This window comes from Paenibacillus sp. J45TS6 (assembly GCF_018403285.1).
Classification (GTDB): domain Bacteria; phylum Bacillota; class Bacilli; order Paenibacillales; family Paenibacillaceae; genus Paenibacillus.
In genome coordinates this window covers 111,720-131,646 of sequence record NZ_BOSJ01000007.1, presented here as the reverse complement: position 1 = coordinate 131,646, position 19,927 = coordinate 111,720, and the positions used below count along the sequence as shown (strand labels likewise).

The 19,927-nt window shown below is 35.7% G+C and carries 21 protein-coding genes; 7 read left to right on the top strand and 14 right to left on the bottom strand.

Annotation, left to right across the window (positions count from 1 at the left end; genetic code table 11):
- Positions 1–156 precede the first annotated feature (156 nt).
- The 7 genes from KJS58_RS12550 to KJS58_RS12520 all read right to left on the bottom strand — a co-directional run bounded on the left by KJS58_RS12550 (position 157) and on the right by KJS58_RS12520 (position 5,155).
- Positions 157–366 (bottom strand): hypothetical protein, encoded by a 210-nt coding sequence (locus KJS58_RS12550; protein ID WP_213532843.1) that lies wholly within the window; start codon positions 364–366, stop codon positions 157–159.
- A gap of 217 nt (positions 367–583) precedes the next feature.
- Entirely contained in the window at positions 584–1,051 is a 468-nt protein-coding gene (locus KJS58_RS12545) for a DUF4367 domain-containing protein (protein ID WP_160037248.1), read from the bottom strand.
- A 227-nt stretch (positions 1,052–1,278) separates the two neighbouring features.
- Positions 1,279–1,596 carry a hypothetical protein gene (locus tag KJS58_RS12540; RefSeq protein ID WP_160037214.1) on the bottom strand — a complete coding sequence of 106 codons (318 nt, stop codon included), beginning with the start codon at positions 1,594–1,596 and terminating at the stop codon, positions 1,279–1,281.
- A 335-nt stretch (positions 1,597–1,931) separates the two neighbouring features.
- Positions 1,932–2,312 carry a hypothetical protein gene (locus tag KJS58_RS12535; RefSeq protein WP_160037213.1) on the bottom strand — a complete coding sequence of 127 codons (381 nt, stop codon included), beginning with the start codon at positions 2,310–2,312 and terminating at the stop codon, positions 1,932–1,934.
- A 19-nt stretch (positions 2,313–2,331) separates the two neighbouring features.
- The gene (locus KJS58_RS12530; RefSeq protein ID WP_160037212.1) at positions 2,332–3,261 is read right to left on the bottom strand and encodes a hypothetical protein; all 930 of its coding nucleotides are present in this window, start codon (positions 3,259–3,261) and stop codon (positions 2,332–2,334) included.
- Positions 3,261–3,980 (bottom strand): anti sigma factor C-terminal domain-containing protein, encoded by a 720-nt coding sequence (locus KJS58_RS12525; RefSeq protein ID WP_160037211.1) that lies wholly within the window; start codon positions 3,978–3,980, stop codon positions 3,261–3,263. The genes KJS58_RS12530 and KJS58_RS12525 overlap by 1 nt, the downstream gene beginning before the upstream one ends.
- 1,028 nt (positions 3,981–5,008) lie before the next feature.
- On the bottom strand, positions 5,009–5,155 hold the full coding sequence (locus tag KJS58_RS12520) for a DUF3006 domain-containing protein (RefSeq protein WP_225229212.1): 147 nt from the start codon (positions 5,153–5,155) through the stop codon (positions 5,009–5,011).
- Positions 5,156–5,529: 374 nt separating this feature from the next.
- Between KJS58_RS12520 and KJS58_RS12515 the strand changes: the two genes are divergently transcribed.
- Positions 5,530–6,003, top strand: coding sequence for a peptidoglycan-binding domain-containing protein (locus tag KJS58_RS12515; protein WP_191799805.1), 474 nt, complete (start codon positions 5,530–5,532; stop codon positions 6,001–6,003).
- A gap of 12 nt (positions 6,004–6,015) precedes the next feature.
- On the top strand, positions 6,016–6,627 hold the full coding sequence (locus tag KJS58_RS12510; protein WP_191799804.1) for a hypothetical protein: 612 nt from the start codon (positions 6,016–6,018) through the stop codon (positions 6,625–6,627).
- A gap of 1,168 nt (positions 6,628–7,795) precedes the next feature.
- On the opposite strand, the gene KJS58_RS12505 is transcribed toward KJS58_RS12510, so the two are convergent.
- Complete coding sequence (locus tag KJS58_RS12505; protein ID WP_191805003.1) at positions 7,796–8,401, bottom strand: recombinase family protein; 606 nt, start codon at positions 8,399–8,401, stop codon at positions 7,796–7,798.
- A gap of 297 nt (positions 8,402–8,698) precedes the next feature.
- Between KJS58_RS12505 and KJS58_RS12500 the strand changes: the two genes are divergently transcribed.
- Positions 8,699–9,799: an amidase domain-containing protein gene (locus KJS58_RS12500; RefSeq protein WP_213532842.1), complete on the top strand. Its 1,101-nt coding sequence runs from the start codon at positions 8,699–8,701 to the stop codon at positions 9,797–9,799.
- A gap of 52 nt (positions 9,800–9,851) precedes the next feature.
- Here KJS58_RS12500 and KJS58_RS12495 read toward each other — a convergent pair whose 3' ends face one another.
- The 6 genes from KJS58_RS12495 to KJS58_RS25640 all read right to left on the bottom strand — a co-directional run bounded on the left by KJS58_RS12495 (position 9,852) and on the right by KJS58_RS25640 (position 13,147).
- The gene (locus KJS58_RS12495) at positions 9,852–10,232 is read right to left on the bottom strand and encodes a hypothetical protein (RefSeq protein ID WP_213532841.1); all 381 of its coding nucleotides are present in this window, start codon (positions 10,230–10,232) and stop codon (positions 9,852–9,854) included.
- Between the two features lie 355 nt (positions 10,233–10,587).
- The gene (locus KJS58_RS12490; protein ID WP_213532840.1) at positions 10,588–11,226 is read right to left on the bottom strand and encodes a DUF4145 domain-containing protein; all 639 of its coding nucleotides are present in this window, start codon (positions 11,224–11,226) and stop codon (positions 10,588–10,590) included.
- A 563-nt stretch (positions 11,227–11,789) separates the two neighbouring features.
- Entirely contained in the window at positions 11,790–12,047 is a 258-nt protein-coding gene (locus KJS58_RS12485; protein ID WP_306433088.1) for a M23 family metallopeptidase, read from the bottom strand.
- Positions 12,048–12,056: 9 nt separating this feature from the next.
- Positions 12,057–12,860 (bottom strand): lytic murein transglycosylase, encoded by an 804-nt coding sequence (locus tag KJS58_RS12480; RefSeq protein ID WP_213532838.1) that lies wholly within the window; start codon positions 12,858–12,860, stop codon positions 12,057–12,059.
- Positions 12,857–12,985, bottom strand: coding sequence for a hypothetical protein (locus tag KJS58_RS25645; protein ID WP_283771275.1), 129 nt, complete (start codon positions 12,983–12,985; stop codon positions 12,857–12,859). The genes KJS58_RS12480 and KJS58_RS25645 overlap by 4 nt, the downstream gene beginning before the upstream one ends.
- A gap of 27 nt (positions 12,986–13,012) precedes the next feature.
- On the bottom strand, positions 13,013–13,147 hold the full coding sequence (locus tag KJS58_RS25640) for a hypothetical protein (protein WP_283771273.1): 135 nt from the start codon (positions 13,145–13,147) through the stop codon (positions 13,013–13,015).
- Between the two features lie 240 nt (positions 13,148–13,387).
- On the opposite strand from KJS58_RS25640, the gene KJS58_RS12475 reads away from it, so the two are divergent.
- Genes KJS58_RS12475 through KJS58_RS12460 form a run of 4 tightly spaced genes read left to right on the top strand, consistent with a single transcriptional unit; the run spans position 13,388 to position 19,753 of the window.
- Complete coding sequence (locus KJS58_RS12475) at positions 13,388–14,638, top strand: hypothetical protein (protein WP_160036987.1); 1,251 nt, start codon at positions 13,388–13,390, stop codon at positions 14,636–14,638.
- Positions 14,639–14,642: 4 nt separating this feature from the next.
- Positions 14,643–17,450 (top strand): helix-turn-helix domain-containing protein, encoded by a 2,808-nt coding sequence (locus KJS58_RS12470; RefSeq protein ID WP_160036988.1) that lies wholly within the window; start codon positions 14,643–14,645, stop codon positions 17,448–17,450.
- 1 nt (position 17,451) lies between these two features.
- Positions 17,452–19,077, top strand: coding sequence for a site-specific integrase (locus tag KJS58_RS12465; protein ID WP_236570672.1), 1,626 nt, complete (start codon positions 17,452–17,454; stop codon positions 19,075–19,077).
- Positions 19,070–19,753, top strand: coding sequence for a hypothetical protein (locus KJS58_RS12460; RefSeq protein ID WP_160036990.1), 684 nt, complete (start codon positions 19,070–19,072; stop codon positions 19,751–19,753). Before KJS58_RS12465 ends, KJS58_RS12460 begins: the two co-directional genes overlap by 8 nt.
- Positions 19,754–19,927 lie beyond the last annotated feature (174 nt).

Here is a 19,927-nt window from a genome sequence, read left to right as displayed (position 1 = left end):
CTCCTACTTTCTTGCTTTCTTGGCTACAGAAATCGTAAATCGGTTTTAAAAATATATACTCCATTATTGAACTAACGTTTTTCCGTTAGTTTAATCAGTCCAACGCCTGTTAACAAAAAGCTAAGCTACCGAAGCACATGCTCAGCTAATTAATGATTAATTATTATTCTGTCTTGCTTTAACGACTTTCGGTATTCGTTTCTCGTAAATTAATAATACATGTGAAATCAATTTTTCGCTCGGGATCTCGTTATCTTTCAAAATCGCATATATAAGGTTCAAGAAAGTTTTCGCTTCATTCTCTGTTAAACTTCCGATTGATTCCATGCTGTTATCATTCGGAAATTTTTCTTCTTTCGGCTCCATAGATATTCCTCCCTATCGAAGATTATTTATTCTCCCTACACGAAATTATATAGGCGTTCTTGACAAGCTAAGCCCTTTGAGTATAACGCTTTTAGTGATTGAATAGTTGCATTATCCTGCCGAGTAGCTTAAAGAAAAAGCAACCGGTCTATTGATCGGTTGCTTACATTTTCTTCTTGAACTATCGTTTTTTCGTTAGCGTAACAATAAATTTAGATTATAGCATTGAATCCGCTATTTTTTGGATTTCCTGATCATCAAGTGGCCTTCCTGTAAAATCAGTAATTATATACTGTATTCCTGAGTGAACAAAAGTTAAGCTTTTATAATCTCTAGTTAACAAAATAGCTGGAACTTCTCCTTTTAAGAATAATTTCTTTGCATAGGAAGCTCCATCATAATGCTTAATACGATCAAATTTTTTATTCTCTTTACTAATGCTTAATAATATTTGATCTCCTGCCTCAAATCCATAATATCGGACTTCTATTTGTTCTTTACTGATATCTTTTGTTTCAGTTTTTTTTATATTGTAAGGAAGAAACGTAGGAAGAGTTATTTTTAACCCACTCCGATTTTCATATGACTTGATAACTTTCTCTTCAGTTTGATCAATGTTCACCCATTCGTTATGTCCTGATACGTTTATCATCACCATTAATACGAGTACTATGTAGTTAAACAATCTTGTTCCTCCTTAATAAAAGATCCATGTTTTTATTAAGGTTACCTGAGCAAAACTTATTATTCATCGAGATAAAGTTTCGTACATTTCGTCACGCTATCCTACTCTGCTGGTTTGTAAATAAAAGAGAGCAGTTGCCAAGTGGTAAGCTGCTCCCTGCTGTGTTCATCTAACGTTTATTCTGTTAGCTCAATGAAGAACTCGGAATATAAATACTAAATTACTATTTACTTTCTAACAGCTATCCCGTATTTTTCTGGATGATTGATGTACTCTTCATAATTAAGTGATCCTTTAAACTCAAATAACTTAGATGTATTGTTGTATTCAAACACCAGTAGTTGTCCACGAATGCCAGAATGCGTTCCGTCATCTTTCACACCAATAATGTTTGAGGAAATTTGGATGAATTCGTTATTACTGCTTACAGTTACATTGGATGGTGGAATAATTGTTGGTTCAACCTTTTGGTTAGGTTTAAAGGCAATGATCAACAAGCTTAACAGTATTCCAGTTAATATTATCTTCGTGTAGTTTTCATTCATAATATCCTCCTAAGACGCTTTTTTAAATAGCATATGTTTATATTCACCAAGTACCATAAAACCCTTTGTGAGGAATATTTATGTGTCTGTTTAATCAACTTTCCTGCCGGTTTACATAACTAAAAGGAGCAACTGCCAACTGGCAAGCTGCTCCTCCATACATTGGGGATGATATTCCTATAAGCTTAAAGAAAAGCAACCGGTTTATTGATCAGTTGCTTACTTTTTCTTCTTGAACCATATTTTCGCTAACAATATTGAATCTAATAGTCTCTCATAAATCACAACACGTCATCTAAAGAGAAGGTTACGATCAAATTTCTGAATCGAGATCTTTATTTATCCTCTATTAGCTCATCAAATTTTTCAACGAAATTTGATATCTTAGAATCTAATTCTTGATCTGCTTCACCGTTCATATAATAATAGACTATCAAATTACCATTATTCACAAGAAAAGTTTTATACTTAGGATCTTTGAAAGATTTTTCTTGTTCCTCTGCTTCTTCTGTATCTTTAAGAAAATATATAGCAAAATTCGCATCTTTATTTAAAAAATAATGATAATAATTTTCCTCCATATTATCCCCGAATGTTACTTCGATTCCTTCATTACTTAACATGTCTCCAACTTTTTTAGGAGATATCTTGTCTCCACAAGCAGTTAATAACAAAGTTAAACAGAAACATATTGCTAAAGACCATAACTTTTTCATTAGTTACTCCTTATTTCTCTTATTTTTTAATGTGTAAATGATATTGTAAATCTGCAGATGAACCTAATGCAGATGATACTTTAAAATAATAGGTTCCTGGACTTAGATATACATCGTTCCGTTCATCATAACCATCAGCACTATCTGCAAGTCTCGCGACTTGTGTTCCAGAACTGTTAAATATAGTAACATTATAGTTATAACTACCTTTAGGATTATTTAATATTACCTTATGATAGCCACCTGTTGTAGCTTGAAATTTCCAGTAGTCAGGATCTTGAGTTGAGGTAATTGTTCCTCCTCCCCATTCATTAACTAATATGTCATCTGGAGAAACAGCCATTGAGTTATTGTCTTCCCATTCATATCTGTACCTTTGATTATCTGGAGCCGTAAATTCCGGGTCAAAAGGAACAAGAATTGCACTAGAATTACCATTCACACAATATTTCCCACACCCGTAGTTAGTTCCTTCTTGTGCAGTTATTTTATACATACTCTTTGTACTATCAGTATTATCCAATTTAACTGTCGAATAATACCACTTACCTGATACAAATTCATTAGGATCGTATGATCCTACAGAAACATCTGGTTCACTTTTACTACCTGCAACACCCCAGCTGTTTAAAATTTGTGTATCTAAATATGGATCCGGAAAATTAGATTCAAAAGCTGATCCCGCTGCATCCCTAGCAAAGGCTTTATTTTCGTAATCATAAAAAACTGCTGAATGCTCATAAGTATCAAATGTAGAATCATAGAAACCTACTGTAGCACTCCTAAAATAAATTTGTTGATGACTAAATCTTTCATAACTTGAAGTAACATATATACTAGAGTCTCCTTTCCAAGGAACCCAATCTTCAGCTGGAGCAGCATTTACATTAGAAACACCTATAAAAATCATCATTGTCGCAAGAACTATCGATATGAATTTTTTAAACATTAATTTTGTACCTCCGACGTAACCGTGTTAATTGGTTTCCAATTTTCATTATCTCCAGTTACTTTTTCTACTAATCTAACTTCTTCCTGTGACTTTAATTTTAAAAGATTTTCACCAGTTCCCTTTACTTTTAAGCCATATATTTTTAGTCCGTCATTGTTAAGTTCATTCAATCTCTCTTTAAATACATGAATAAGTTCTTTTTTTGCTTCCACAGAACGTTGTTCCTCTTGTGCTTTTTCTGCATTGGGATTTTGTTCTAATATAAGTGATCTTTCTTTTAGAGAAACTTCTTCCTCATAATTTTCAATTTGATTTACAAGCATAGTTTTGAGATCATCTTCATATTTAACCACTGCATCTTCAATTGTTTGGTCCTCTTCTAAAATAAATCCACCGCTGATTACTTCGTCTTCATACGTGTATGCATGATACATTGCTTCGATTTCTATTCCCGTTTCAGTTGAAATCGCTTTAGCAATTTCAACTTCATGCTGTCCATCTAAGGAGATTAATGCCTCTATTTCTTGATTCGTGTTCTCTTCTAGTATTTTCAGCTCTTTCTCTGAAGTATTAATTCTATCACTAATTGTGAATTCATCTGAATTAAGAGCTGGATTCTCTGCCTTTAAAGTTGGTGTATTAAATACGATTCCAATTGCCATTAGAGTAGTAAAAAATAGACCTCCTATAATCAGTTTATTTTTTTTGTTTTTCATACGTCCTCCTGAGTTGTATTGTTTATTTTCAATTGGAAACTATATACTAATATTATCAGAAAATACAGGAAAAATATAACAATTAATATTCTCTATGCTAGATAGAACTAAGAAAGTTATCATCTTAATAGTCGATAATATAAGAGGCACTTTAAGTGTAGAAAGTATCACACTGTAATACTTTCTACATACATTTTAGAGAGGTTAATGATGCTAGCATTAAAATATACAGAGTTCCCAGATACATATATTGAATTCTCAAATAGAGGAATATAAACCTCTTCCAACAGAAATAGATTGCGATAACTATAAATTTTAGAAATGAAAAAAATCAGATACAAAACTTAAATAGCTTCAATTTCATTTAGTTTTTGTTCAAGATTATTTATATCTTCATTTTTCTTGGCTACAAGTTTTAAAAAGTTATTCCGAAGTCTCAGCATTAATTAAACTAATCTGTTCGTTAGCTAAAAGAAAAAGCAACCGGTCTTTTGAGCGGCTGCTTACTTGTTCTTATTGAGCTATCGTTTTCTCGTTAGCTTAATGATCAGCATTTCTTCTTATAATAGGGTTCATCGTATCGTTGGTTGAGCAAAAGCTAAGAGCACCCGATTCGGGTGTCCTTTGACGTCATCGAATTGACGGTCGACAACGATCCAGCAAAAATCGGTATTTGCATAGTTCTAAAAGGGCTCGCTGTATCGATTAAATTGCCAAATAAATTTCAATAATAATATATTATTCTATTTTATTACATAACTTCGTTCATTGCGGTCTTGCTTCAAACCATTTATTTAAAAAAACCTATTCATAACAGCCATTTCTGCAATCAATTCAACTGGTTTAGAAGAAATATCCAAACGGTTAATAACGCTGAACAGAAATCAGATAGAATAAATAGATTAAACCCGACTTCTAAAAGCGTAATCAGGTTTTTACAATAAGTAAACTATAATTGTAGAAATAAATTATCGATCAATCTTCCCAAACATCGTCCATAAGCTTCTCAATTTGCTTCTCTCGTTGCTCTATTTCAGTCGGTTTTGGCTTCCATACGTAACTACATCTCCCACTTTGATAAAAGCATCAACAATGGAATTAGAAACATCATGTGTCTGTCCATCTATTTCGATTACCGCGTAATCACCTTCAAACCGATCAAAGATTCCTTTCATTCATTAACCTCCTTTTTATTTTTTACATCGCAAAAGAGCAGAAGGAAAGCAACATAAAATAGCATTAGTCGCATGGCAAATAAGCTAGTTCATTGGCTTTATGTCATCCTGAAGATCAAAAATCTTTTCGCACTGCCAAACTTTTTTGAATTGGTGTAAGCTTCCAAAAAATGGGTTGGAGGGTTATTTGTCATCATGATTTAAGTTCCTTTTACCGATAATCTTGACAAGATATTAGCTGATATAGATTAAACTTTACAAAGGGTACAGTTTAATCTCTTATTGTATTTTTTTTACTTTTTTTAAAATATATAACTTTTTGCTACTTTCACGTGTTCTAATATATGAAACTATTATTTGGAAGGAGTTAAACTATGTTTAAAAAGAAACTATTAGCAAAGCTTATCCCATTGGCCCTATTAGGTTCCTCGTTGGCGGCGGGTATAGCTTCTGCAAGCGCAGCAGTGGATTTTGCTGGTTTCCCTACACTTAAAAGTGGAAATAGTGGTGGTTATGTAAAGGCGTTACAAGTTAATTTGTACTGCTTTGGGTTACAATCTACAGTCGGAAGTATCGATGGCAGTTTCGGAACAGGTACGTTTAACGCGGCAAAAAGCTTTCAAAGTAGTCACAAACTAACATCTGACGGTATAGTTGGTTCAGGGACTTGGAATAAGATGAGTTCCTATACCATTGTAGAAGTTCCTGATGTAAGTTTCTCTTTATGGACAGGGGAAAGCTCAACATATTGGGCGATGTATGCTAACAAAAATAACAATGCTAATTTGTCCTATCAATTATTGTATAAGAGTAATAACGCCGTCGTTAACTCTGGTAGCGTTTATTAAGGAGGATGAAAAATGAAAAAAACATTATTTGTTGCAAGCGTGGCCACTATTCTTGCAAGTGGAGGATTCATCTACCATTCTTACGCTGATGGGAATAGCATTGCACAAGCTCAAGCTACAACAAGCTCAGTAGTAACTAATCAAGAAGCTCAGTCTTCGCAAGCTGTAAACAATGACGCAACAGTAAATCAAGATACTCAACTGGAAGGAACTGTGGATCTTTCCACAGTGTCGGCTAATGAAATCTTTATCCCTAAATCGGTTCCAGATATATCTTCTGTCACTAAAAGTAATGCGTTACTAACCGAAGGTGAAATATATGCAAGGAAAACAGATATTGGGCTTCAGCTCCGGACATTTTATAACACTCAATCTGGTAGTGAAATTCTCTTTACTCAAGTGCCCGCTACTCTAACTGATGAAGAGACTATTGCAAGTTTAGAAAACTCCTATCATTTGGAACAAGTACAAGTAACCAAAATTAATGATTACACTGCTGCCTATGTAGATGGGGAGAATAGAAAAGTCGTTCATTTAATGACATCGGATCATTTCTATACTGCCTCTACAATAACAGGTACTCTTGATGATGTCATGAATGTTATTGGTCAAATTAAAGAATAATTGAGTCACTACATAAAAGCCAAAGTAACCGACAACGGAACTTTGGCTTTTAAATACTGACTGGCTAGAGCGCCATATTAAAACTAGAGTATAGACATCTTATTCTCTTTATATGTATTTGTATTTTGATAATTACATAAAAAGTTAAATAAAGGGAATTGGGAGCGTTAGTTTATTTTTAGTAGGAGCCAACTATATTGGCAATACTCGGCAGGGGACCAAAACAAAAAAAGTATTCATTGGCAATTTCCCGCAAATCTCTAACCGGCTAGACATCTCCATCAATAATCTAAAGTAATTCTCGAACACTTATGGTGCCTATTGATATATGGGCACCTGTTCTTATATTAGCTCTCTGTTAATGAGATAAACATTCAATCTAGATATGAATTTAATTCTAGTGGTTGTTAAACTATTCTGCCCGTTAGCTTAATGGGAAAACCATCCAGTAGAAACAAGCCCAGGCTACAACCAAAGGACATAAAAAAGGTGCGACCAATAATTCAGAAACAACCTTGTTTTAAAGTCTATATGTAGTTGTGATATTCCTGAATTCATATACGTGCAAACAATTCCTATCCAACGAAATTGATTACCAGTCAGTGTCATAGTGAAATTCAACCCCCTTACAAAACGGAAGTCGTGAAATATTCTAGATATCTTCACCCTTATTCTAACCAAGACTTGGGGAAACATGGTATACGTGATAGGATTATCATATAAATAAATTGAAGATAAAATTAAGAATTAGTCCTTAATTAAGTGTTTCTATAATGATTAGGGAAGGTAGGTTTTATTCAACTTTTATCAACTTTTAAAAATATGGAAAGGGTGTATTAAATGCATGATTTAGAGACAGTGACGATCCCTTATCTAATAATGGGATCACAGGTATTACTTGTTGTAATAATCATTTATCTAATATATAAAATGCTCAGGAAAAGAAGGTAATACTTATAACCTTTTGAAGGATCCAAAATGACGATATTTTTATATAGTAAAACTCGGACCGATTTAGAAGCATTTTTGTGACCAGTTATCCATGAACGAAAATAAAAATCGTTTTAAACGGACGTGAGAGACCAGTTTTAGTTTATATATTGAAGAAAACCAACCTTAAGCTGGAATACTTAGAATGTACTTCCCCTATTGTTGATCGGCTGCTTATTTACAAAGTAGCTTCGTACTCCTTCACCTTTTTATAAAAGGTCGGCTTCTTCATATCGATCATATCCATAAATGCTACGGCTGTAATCTTCCCTGACTTCCACTGCTTATACAGTTTACCCCACTCTTCAGGTAATTCTAACTTAGGTCTTCCCAGATGTTTACCTTTAGCTTTAGCAACCGCAATACCTTCAGCTTGACGTTGTAGAAGAGTCTCACGTTCCTGCTGTGCAATGGATGTATAAACCTCGATGATAATATTGTTTATCATATCGATAACCCATTCTTGGCCTTCCGGAACGTCCTGCATAGTCGTCGGTAAATCAATAATCTTTACACGGATACCTTCATCCTTAAAGTATTGTAGATATTGTTTGATCTGTTCCTTGTTTCTTCCTAAACGATCAATGGATTTAATAAAGAGTGTATCGCCTTTACGCATAGCCTTCAGCATATTTTGAAAGCCTTCACGATCCATATCCTTACCTGAAGCCTTATCACTATATATGTATTTATCATTCGTTACATATGGCTTTAACGCTTCATATTGTCTGTCTAGGTGTTGTTCTTTAGTTGACACACGAGTGTACCCAAAATTAATTCCCATTGTATCCGACCACCAATCTATATTTCTTGTTGGTCTTAGTATACTGCATTAGTATATAAAGATAAATTAGTTTATAGACGTTTATAAAGGTTTAAAATTCACGATTTATAGACGCTAAAATACTATTCTATTAAGTGTCTATAATGGTGTACCTTTGTAGACCTTTAATTGAGCTTTATTCATTTCAAAAATATCCAATATATTATAAATATAAAAAAAATAGAAACTTTTCTCTTTTTATGGCGTTTATATATATGGAAACTATAACCAAATATTAAAATAAGGAGAGTGGACAAATTGAAATTCAAGAAGACCTTATTAATTACTGGAACACTTGCTCTAAGTTTCAGTTTAATGGGAAGTGCCTCAGCGAAGACTAATTCAGAGAAGGTAGAAGACATTCAAATCAAAGCTAGCGATATCCAGCTTTACAGTACGCTTCCTAGCACACCAGATAAGGAGAAAGAAAAAGCGCTTATTGAACACAAAGATGCTATTGAATTGGTCGAGCACCAATTAAGTAAAGATGGTATTGCCCTCAAAACGGACATAGATAATGTGGAGTATCAGCAATATGTACTCTCGTTAGGAACAGCTTTTGAACTATTCTCTTCTGAGGATATGAGTAAAATAGTAGAATATGTGAAATTCATAGATTGGTATGAAAACTATGGACTTAATGAACAATTGAAAACATATCAAAACCAGCTTAATAACAACGTAAAACTTTCCAGTGCAGAACTTATTGATCTGAATGGTCTTTTACCGATTCCTTCAGATGCTCCCTCTACATCTAATAACGAAACTACTATTAACGAAGCAAGCCTAGATTCCACAACAGAGATTGATACATTAGCCGTTTCAGCAAATGGATATAACAACATAACAGCTCGTGACTATGCTTATAGTTGGTGGAATAAAAGAAATCCCACGTATTCAACCTATTATGCTGAAAAAAACGGCTGTGATGTAGCAAATTCGTCTTGCTGGGCAAAATGGAACGATTGCACTAATTTTGTATCCCAAGCGCTTTATGCAGGAGGCATGAAATTTAGAACAGGTTCTAGCTACACTAGTAATGATGCTTGGCAGTTTGGCCCTCTCGTACCTACTTATACATGGGGAGGAGCGCAAAATTTTTATAATCATTGGAGTAAAAGAGCTGGTGTTGCATCAGCTGTAACCGCCTTACAAACGGGTGATGCAGTAAATGCTGACTTTGGTGCTGATGGGAGTATCAATCATACTGCTATAATTACAAAAAATACAGGCAATAGCGCGAGTAATAAGTATTTAACCCAACATACTACTGACAAAAAGGAAACCAGCACACTTCAAGATTGGTATAACGCTGGCTATAAGGTATATGGATACGAAATAGATAAAGCTAGTAATTAAAGCTACAAAGCCCCCTACTCTGAAGTTGGGGGCTTTGTTTTCTCATTTTCTTCTAATCCTCAAGATTAGCGACTCCTTCATTCAAGTCGTATATCACATAAAAGTGATTCCATTTCTGCATGGTGACAATTTCGTTCCTACCATCTTTTTCGAAAAAATATCCCGATCCCTCCTGTTCTTTAAATACCCATCCTTCTCGTAGCATGCGTGACTTTAATAGTTCCTGTGGATCATTCTTTTCTTTCGTGAGATAGCGTTCTTTTCCGGAAATAATGCTATCAATCTGAATAACAGAATTACTAGTTGTTTCTAAACGATATATTTGTTTTACATTGTCATAACCAACGTTGTTGAGATAAGTTGCCACTACTATGACGATAAGAACAAGAAATCCCATAAAACCAAAGGTAACGGTTCTCCGTTTTTTTTTCATCCAGGGTTCACCTCCCAAATTAGAAATTATTTGTGTATTGAATAATGATTAGACAAGATAGAATTAGTTTTAAATAAAAAATTCAAGTCGAATATTCATTTTCAAAGTATTGTTCTGCGTAGCTAACTGAATTGGAAACGAGATATCATTACCGAAAGATAGATTCTCAGTGTGGCTACGGAACCCGTCTAATTTAAAATCCTGAGTAATTCAACCTTTTCAAAAGGAAATATCATCTAACCAACTCATTTTACCAACTGTATTTAGCATCTCATAAATTAGATTGATTTGTCTATCAGGCTCTTGCTCTCCAAGTTGTCTGGATTCTTTCCATAAACATTCAATTAAAAATCCTCTATTGCTGATTAACGATTTCCTTGTTTTCTCTTCTAGCCTTTATATCTTTAAATCTCGGTTTAAGATGATATAAAATTTCCAAAATTGATTGCAAAAAATCAAGAGAATCCTGAGCATCATTTATAGAAATTTTTTTGTCAGTTGCGTGGGCACCTTGATTTCCTAAAAATCTAAGCTCTTCAGACCATTCAAGTAAATCACCACTGATAAATCCATTCTCTTTCATTTGCTTTAATCCATCAAAAACTGTCTTTGTTTCTGGTACAAAATCTTTACAGACTGCTTCTAGAGATCTTCTAACCATAACTACGGTTGCAATTGCTGCTTTTGCTTTTTCACACTTTATAGCTTCTTCATAAGATTCTTTAACAATCTCAGGTATTTGAAATGTTAAGATTCTTTCGTCTTTTGGAAATAAACACATATCATAATCCCAAAAATCTGTACCAAAACCCCAAAGGTCTTCACGATAGAAAAGCGAAGGTAAATCACAGGATGTACAAGACATCAAAGCATACTCTTTGTCATTTTCATCTTTTTTAGCACCTTTATGTATGTAAGATCCATGTATTGAAAACATTTTTTTATCTTGGCAATACGAACAATATGCAATGATTGGATTAGTTTGATTGCTCATTTCTTTATACCTCTTTCTACCGCATAAGGGTTAATGGTTTAATACACAGGGAATTTCGCTTAACTTATTTATCTCTGTACGTCGTAAATATAATCTTCTAACCTATATTTCTGAACTACGTATATCATACATCTATCATATATTCACTAACCTCAATATCTATTTAATCATAACTTATATTCAATATATTGTAATTGATTATTCACCGAAGTCCTCCTTCATTTAATCCCTACGTATATCTCCTGTCGTAGAGAAACTATTATGACCAAGCAATTCGTAAATGTACTGATATCCTTATCTCCTTCCAGTAAATAAGTGGCAAAAGAGTGTCTGAATACATGGATCCGTACTTCCTTTTGTATATCACGCTCGCTAAAGAAACAATGGATCATCCAAGCATGTCTTGAAAATGAATTGTTACGATAACGTGGTAATTGAAAATTATTACTATAATTACAAAAGCATTGAAAATTAAAAGGCATGCGCTCGGTACAATACCAAGTTCATGCCCAACAAATTACATAGTAATATTGTGACGATGTTCTTTTCTTTTAGAGCGTTTCTTATCCCCCTACAAACGGCAAAGGATTTACCTTTACACCATTGATAATGATCTCAAAGTGTAGATGGTTTCCGGTACTACTACCGGTTGACCCGCATCCACCAAGCACAGTTCCTGCAGATACTTGATCACCAGCACGAGCTTTAATGGAAGACAGATGGGCATAGATAGTAACATAGCCTCCCCCATGATCCACACGTACATACTGACCATATCCTTCACTTGGATTACTTGCATTTTGCCAGCCAGCCATAATCACTTTTCCGGCTTAAGATGCAGGTATCGGTTGTCCATAGGAACAAGCAAAGTCTACGCCTTCATGTGGTTTTCCTACTTGGCCTGTAACAGGATGAGTACGTGGGCCAAACCCGGAAGTAACTTCACCGTTGACTGGACGACTAAACCCAGCCTTACCCGGTTGCGGAATTATAATAGCATCGTATCCTTCTGTCACGTAAAGCGTAGCGTATTTCATTACTTCTGATACATATTCCTGGCTGTGATTGTATTGATATAGTGATTTTTCAATGTTACCAGAAGCCGCCCCGCTCTTTCCCAAGTAATTTGCTGCGGAAAAGACCGCATCTTCTAAATCCCACATATCTGCTTTGCCATCACCGTTTGCATCTACGCCATATCCCCCGTACTTAGAGATTAAATCCAAACTGGTTTTTTCCTCATCGCTGAAGTTTCCAGCCCCTGAACCACTACAAGAGCTATGACCCCATCCGATAAAGGTACAAGGCATGAACTGAAAATGCCCCTCCGCGCCAACGGACGAAATCATAGGGTCTAACGTAGAGAACCTAGTTTCAATTCGGTGTACTGCCGCCAAGAGGTTCCAAGGAACTCCATATTTTTCTGCGGCTGCCTGATAGATTGGAATATACTCTGCCGGGATCTCAGATTCACCCAAAGCAGATATAATTCCGCTACCCCATCCACCGGCCCCATAATTACCTTCAGAATCGGAGCTGCTGAACATCATAACCATTAACATAAGTACAAATAAGGCACCAACAAAAAGTATAGGAATGAAGGCCAAACCGCCAAGTATAGTGAATTTCTTCATGAATTCCACGCCCTTGAACGTACAGCTAAATCATCAATCTTCCATTTACCATCGATCATGTTGACCTTAATGATATAAGCTAACGTACTTGTACTCGTTTGGCCGTCTTGATCGGTATGCTCCACTTCAATATCTGCATTCCACCACTGTTCTTACAGTCCCTCTTTCTGTGGTTCCAGCTCTACATTAAGCACTTTCGTTTTAACAATCGTTAGCGTTCCCCGGCGCTTCTCCTGTTCCAATGCCTTATACAAGTTATCAGTTACATAAGGTAGAGATTTCTTCAAAAAGTCATCTGGGAATAGATCAGCCGGTGGCCGTCAATTTTAGGCTATCTCCATTAAATTGCACAAAAATAATATGTACAAAAATAATTTAATAATAGCTTGATAGTATAGGATTTTAAAAGTTTTCATTGAAAATATTATTGTACAAAAATACCAAAATGTTATTATAGAAAAAGAAACATATCCAACATATAACCGTTTAATAATATTGTACATAAACGTATTTCTATTGGAGGACAAATGGCCAATTCAAAATCGTCTACAATCACTACTCTTCAAAACTTTAAATTTATTATGATTTCTGTTTGGATTGATTGGGGGACATTAAGCGACGGCAAAATTATAAAAAAGCAGTTCGCGGCAATAGCGTTAAAAGATCTGACAACGGGTACCCACATCATCCATCCGTTGACAGACTTTATAATAAACTACTGGCAGGCAAGAAAGTTCAACACGCAGAAGAAACATGCACTGAATACCGTGAAATTTCTTAATTACGTACTTTTTAATAGACGTAATATGAATATTCACTCGCTGTCTGATTTGAATTTTACGGTTGGCAACAATTATCTTAATTCACTTACTTCCGAAGGACAGTCCAGGGGCTCAGTAAAAGACAGTGAAAGGACCCTCACATATTTTTATCTTTGGTTAATTGATAAGGGCGTAAGTAACCTAGACAAACACCGGTTTTTAAAAAAAGAAACGCAATATGGCAAAAGCTATTACGAATCCCCTTTTCAGGTAGTTTACCCGGATCATCGCCCACCAAATGTGGAGCATGCATTCCCAATTCAATACATACCTTTATTAATTGAAATAGCCATCCTTGTAGCAAGACCAATTGCGCTCGGGGTTTATCTACAATTATTCGGCGGACTCCGAGTGGGAGAAGTGGTCAATTTAAAACGCACTCAGCTAAAGAGAAGAATAGCGAACGGGGATTTTCTTTTTGAAGTTAAGGATCAAAACTTCCGTACTGACCTCAAGGATAGTTCCGGCAGCAACAGTGTAAAACGCAGCAGAAACCAAAGGGTTTTTCAGATTAGGGATTGGGGAGAATCTATATTTAATGATCATATTGAATTGTTCGCTGCGGCGGATAAAAACAACGCACTTTTTGTAAACAGGGATGGAAAAGCGATGTCCGGACGTAGTTATCGTCAATACTTCGATAAATTAAAAAGATGCTTCATTGAATACTTAAAATCATACGGAGACAGCGACGATAAACTGATTGCCCACCATTTGAGCATGATGAGTTGGTCCACCCATATTGGAAGAGGAACTTTTACAAATATGTTAGCAGAGGTAGCTGAAAATCCCTACGATATCGCATTTCCGCGCGGCGACAAAAGCCTCCTTTCGTCTCTTTCCTATATGTCAAGGACGGAACGCATGCGAAAGAAATTAGAAGAAAAATTTAATAATATGCATGGATCGTATATTCCAAAATTGATTGATAAACGCAAAAGTCAAAAGGAGCATTAAAGAGTTGCATAATACATTGGAATATCTCACAAAATCTGAACTCGCAAGAGTTTTAAATGTCACCCATAGCACCGTTATAAGATGGATTACCGAGGGAAAAGTACCATCAATTGTTGAAATCAATAATAAATCCTTAATACCACAGGAAACCATCCCTTTGATAAAAAAGAACGTTGGGTATATAAATATGGACGAGTACATGAGTCTCGGAGAATTTCTTCGGCTCTTTAATATCAGCCATGAAACATATTTGAATTGGATTAAAAGGGGATGGGTTAAAGACAATGTTCGTTATGGTAGCACAGCCTACATCCCCCTTAGCTCCATAGATGAGATAAAGAAGTTAAGCGGTTATGTAAATGAAGATGATTATATAAACGTCAAACAGTTGAGTAGCATTCTGGATGTTAGCCCGGAGAAAATTTTCAGACACATTAAAAGTGGCTTGCTTGTAGATTTCCATAAATACAAAGACAAATATCTCTTTAAATTGGATTCTATTGAGGAGATCAAACGGAGCATTGGATATTACAATGATTTTAATCCAAATGATTACTTTAGGATAAATCAGGCAAAAGAAAATTTGAATATGGATTTCGATTTTCACTATTGGAAATCGAAAATACCGTACATCTTGCATATGGGAACACCCTATATACATATCAAGGATTTAAATCTTATTTTAGACCTGATAAAAGAAAAAAAGCCGAAAGTACCCTCTTCAATTCCGGTGCTAGAAAACTATGTAAATACCAAAATAGCTGCCGAATTATTACAAATTGGTCAGGCTACGTTGTCAATCCTTATTAATACCGGAAAAATTAAAGGAGCTATGAAAGTTCCGTTTAACAAAAGCCAAACCAGATGGATGATTCCGATAGAATCGATTGATGATTATAAGCAATCCCGAATATCTTTGATTGAGCATAAAACAGCAGTTCTTATGCCTGCCAATACATTAAGTCTGAAGATGATAGCCGAAAAGACCGGAGTGTCCTATAATTCACTGCGGTTGAAAATAAGAAGTAAACAGTTGTTTCCAAATGCCCAAAAGGTTAAAGGGATGTATTGTATACCGATTGAAGAGGCAAATCATTTTATCGAGAACACTCGCCAACATCGGTACGATAAAAAGGTAAATGTCTATACGAATAGAGACGCCTTAGAAGAGCTATTACACTATATGACTGTCTTTCCTTTGCCATTTCATTTAGAGAAAACGGCAGTGCTGTTTATGGAGTTCTGTACGATTAAATTGAGCAAGTTAAGAGGAAACCCAAGACACATTCGATCCTTTTTCAATTATTACAAATTTGTGTTCGAAACATTAAGGACCCTGGATAAAAATTTACATGAGTTGGGTGTTAGTGTAATAGACGGCATCATATATGAACAGATGGCCAATGAGCATACCAAACGAATTTTCGTTTCATTTTATTACTATTGTTATTCCAGCCGTGACCTTCCGGTCCCGAAACAGTACGTAGTTTCTAAAATAAACAACGATAAAGAAAAGGAAAAAGAAATTTATTCTCCTGAAGCATTTTATTCCTTCTACAGGTATGTGAAAGATGTATCGTTGCACTTATCGAATGCCATCATCAATGACTATTATGCAAATATGTGGGCATTTACGATCATGCACCTTACGAACGCATGGAGAGCTTCCGATATTGTTTTTAAGACTCCTAATCTCGACCTCTCCTCGATTCAGGTAGATTCGTTTGATTGGTTCAACAACAATGCATTAACGATTACACAGTGCCAAAAAGTCATCAATCAATTGTATTTGCAATTTCGATCAATCAAGACAAGTAAAACAACTGCGTTTGTTACATTCTTAGTCGAGCCGGAACTGGTAGAACCATTATCGACAGCACTGATTATTTCGGAATTGCATAGACAGAAAAATGAGAACTCATTTCTTCTAGAATCTTTCATTACGGGCACGAAAATTAAAACAGTGGCTACCTCAGGGAAATCCCGACATCAACATTTTTTTAAGTTGAATCCATCCCTTGAACCCTTTAAAAGCTTGAAGTTTAACAACAGTACCATGACTTACCTTTTCTATAGCATTAGTGATGAAGACGGGAATGATTCTGATGTGGCATTAGAACTAACTCAGAGGGTAAGGTCCCATAACAGGGCTGAGACCACGGCTATTTATGTTCAAGCTACAAACAAAGACGGAAGCTTGAATCAAGTATCTTCCAACCTTTTCCGGCGAGGACACTTTGGGTGGCTCTATAACTACTTGATATTATTGGCCAACGAAAAAGATGATATGCCCCGTACAATGGAAGATAAAACACTGGAAATTTCAGCTATTCGAAATCAATTAGAGAGCCCGGCTAACACCGAATTATGGGCTCAATTTCTCTTGCAGATAAGACAAAAACGAAGCTCTGTTATGTCGCGATTGGCAAAGCTAAGTAAAGAATCCCTCATTGAATTAATAGTAAAGATTTTTAAAGGAGAAAAGCCTTCAAAAACGGAAAACGCCCAGTGCATCACGTCTCCAAATTGTGAATACCCACGATTGAATTCGTGTTATTCATGCCCAAACATCATTCCCAAAAATTACTTATTTATCGAACTTAGTGGTGAATTTGACCGGTTAATTAAGTCGATTGAAACCACTGAGCATAGTGCCATTCGAAAAAAGGAATCCTATTTTCTTTTAAATTTACTCCTCCTACTTGACGAAGGAATCAACTTTTTCGGGGAGGAATATATTCAAGCTTTTTTAAACATACAACATGTTCGCGGGAAACTTAGCCAACTGGCAGACAAAATATATATTGAATAAGGTGGACCTTTTGGAATTTAAACTGTCTGAAGAATTGTTCGGAAATTCAATGGTAAGCGTGATCGAACAAATACATTACGATAAAATGGAAAACAAATTATATCTGAGCACTTTTTCAGCCCTAAAAGAAAATGGGTATATTGTGGCAGACTCTTTCAATGATCATATATGGATTATGCCGTGTAAGATAAAGGCAAATGATTTTCAACTTGTATTCGATCTCGACATATATAGTGACCTAAATGAAGCTGTCAAAGCCTTCATCACCTTACGGAGATCATCCGGGGTAAGTGCGCATAAGTGTTATGATGAAGTCCAGTTGCTTAAAAAAACCATAAGATTATCCAATGGTTTGAAACAAACGATTAAGGTGAAAGACAAGTTTGTATCTATGTCAGAACCACGCGCCTATTCCCTTTCAAATGTCTTGAAGAACTTCATCAGCTTTTTTTCCTGCGAACAAGGAGAGGAATTACGAAGGATCTGCGATACCGTTCCTTTCGCAACATATGGGAATAGAGATTTGCCGCACTTCCACGATGTACTGGTTTTCAATGATATTGTAAATGATTTTTTTCAGACCAAGCCAATAGAACAGACCCTAAAATTTATGCCCATTATGTTTTGGTGGCTTATCACAAATATCTTGCCTCAGAGACCAACAGAGCTACTGTTAATGAATATAGACTGCCTTGAACATACAACTGAAGGAACCATGTGGCTTAAAGTTCCCAGAATCAAAAATGAAAGTGATTCTCCGGATAGAGTTATTCAGTATGATTCAATCCAGATAGATACTAAAACCTACCGATTAATTTCTTTCTACAAAATGAAGCTAATCGAATTTGGTATTGAGGACGACTACCTTTTCCCTAGAGGGTTTTATCAGCTGTTCCGGAAAAGACCAAAACGTCAAGCATTCAATCGAATGACACTATACAATTTTGATGTGTTACTGCAGGAGTTTTATAACGAGGTCGTTGAGGGTATGTATTCAGAGACAAACCTTGATAAAATTAAGCCTGGAGATACCAGACACTTCGCAATTATCAATATGTTTTTGCAAGGCTTTAACATGCTTTCCATCGCAAGAATGGCAGGACATGATGTTATTGCCACACAGGATAATTATTATTCACATGCCGAACATTTTTCTCAATCGTATGTCTATATATTGGCTCAAAAGATGCTGGAACGTAAGGTTTCAGACACTATGCCTGAAGGATTTATTGGATGGAAACGGGATGCATATGATAAAGGGAAAATTTACAATAACCAGGACACATTGAAAATGTTAAAAGTAGACTACGGTTATTGTAAGGAAAAGAAAGAAATCTTCCCCTCCTCGTGTGTCGAAGACTGTAGGGTGTGCAGCAACTACGTTTTTAAACCGGATATTGATAACTACGAACACGGGATTGAATGGCTGCAGGACTATTCCGGTGTCCTTAATCAGCGAATGAATGAAGTACACTTAATATTGAAGGAACAGTGCAGTTCATCACTCCTATCGAACCATCCTGCTTCTGCCGAAATTTCAAAGACAAATTCAATGAAACTGGTAAAATACATGAATCAGAAAGCGATTATTGATTCGATCTTGATGGAGGAAGACAGGTATGACTAAAGAACAAGAAGGACAGGCTGGAAAAGGCAGACCTTCCAATTATACTGACGAACAACTCAAGGAAATGGCGTTGGACATTAAAAAGAAATATAAAGGACGAAAACTAACTTACCTTTTATTGGAGAAGGAAACCGGCATCGGAAGGAATACGTGGAGCAGACGTATTCCTGAAACGATAGAAGTATTAAATAATCCTGTTCCAAGGTCGATTGGAATATCCGAAAGTGATGATGTTTACTTTCCGAATATTGAACAAATTTTTGACCATTATAAAAATGATAAGAACAAAATAATCAGCGAGCTTTATTTCATCGAAACGGCATTCTACGAACTTTATAATACGGTTAAGAATCTGAAAGAGGAGCTGAATCGAAGAAAAGAACACAGTGTCGAACTAAAAATAAAAAACGATGAAATACGGCTGTTGCAAGCACAGGTGAAACATTATGAACAATTATACAATCAGCAGATGGTTTCAAGTGCCTTTTCTCACCTGCAGTCACAAAACCAGGTAAAAGACAATCTACTACAGTTTGATAAAAACAACAGGAAACATGCGAGTTTGGAAAATTTAGAAACCCTTTTTGAAACGGAAGGATCTAATCCCTCCGAAAAAAATACAAGTCTATCTAAAATGGAAACCAGGTTCAGTAATATATTCAAAAAGGACCGTTAGGACCTCAAATTGTCGAGAAACCCAGACGTCTTGTGCCAAGACTATGGGTTTCTCTTATTTGGGACTGAGAAAAAGCAGGGGTGAGGGAGATTGCCCCTGCGTTACCCTCCTCGTGCATGTGGTGGACCTCCGTCATGCAACGCCACACCGCGCGCTGGACCTGGCGCGCGTGAG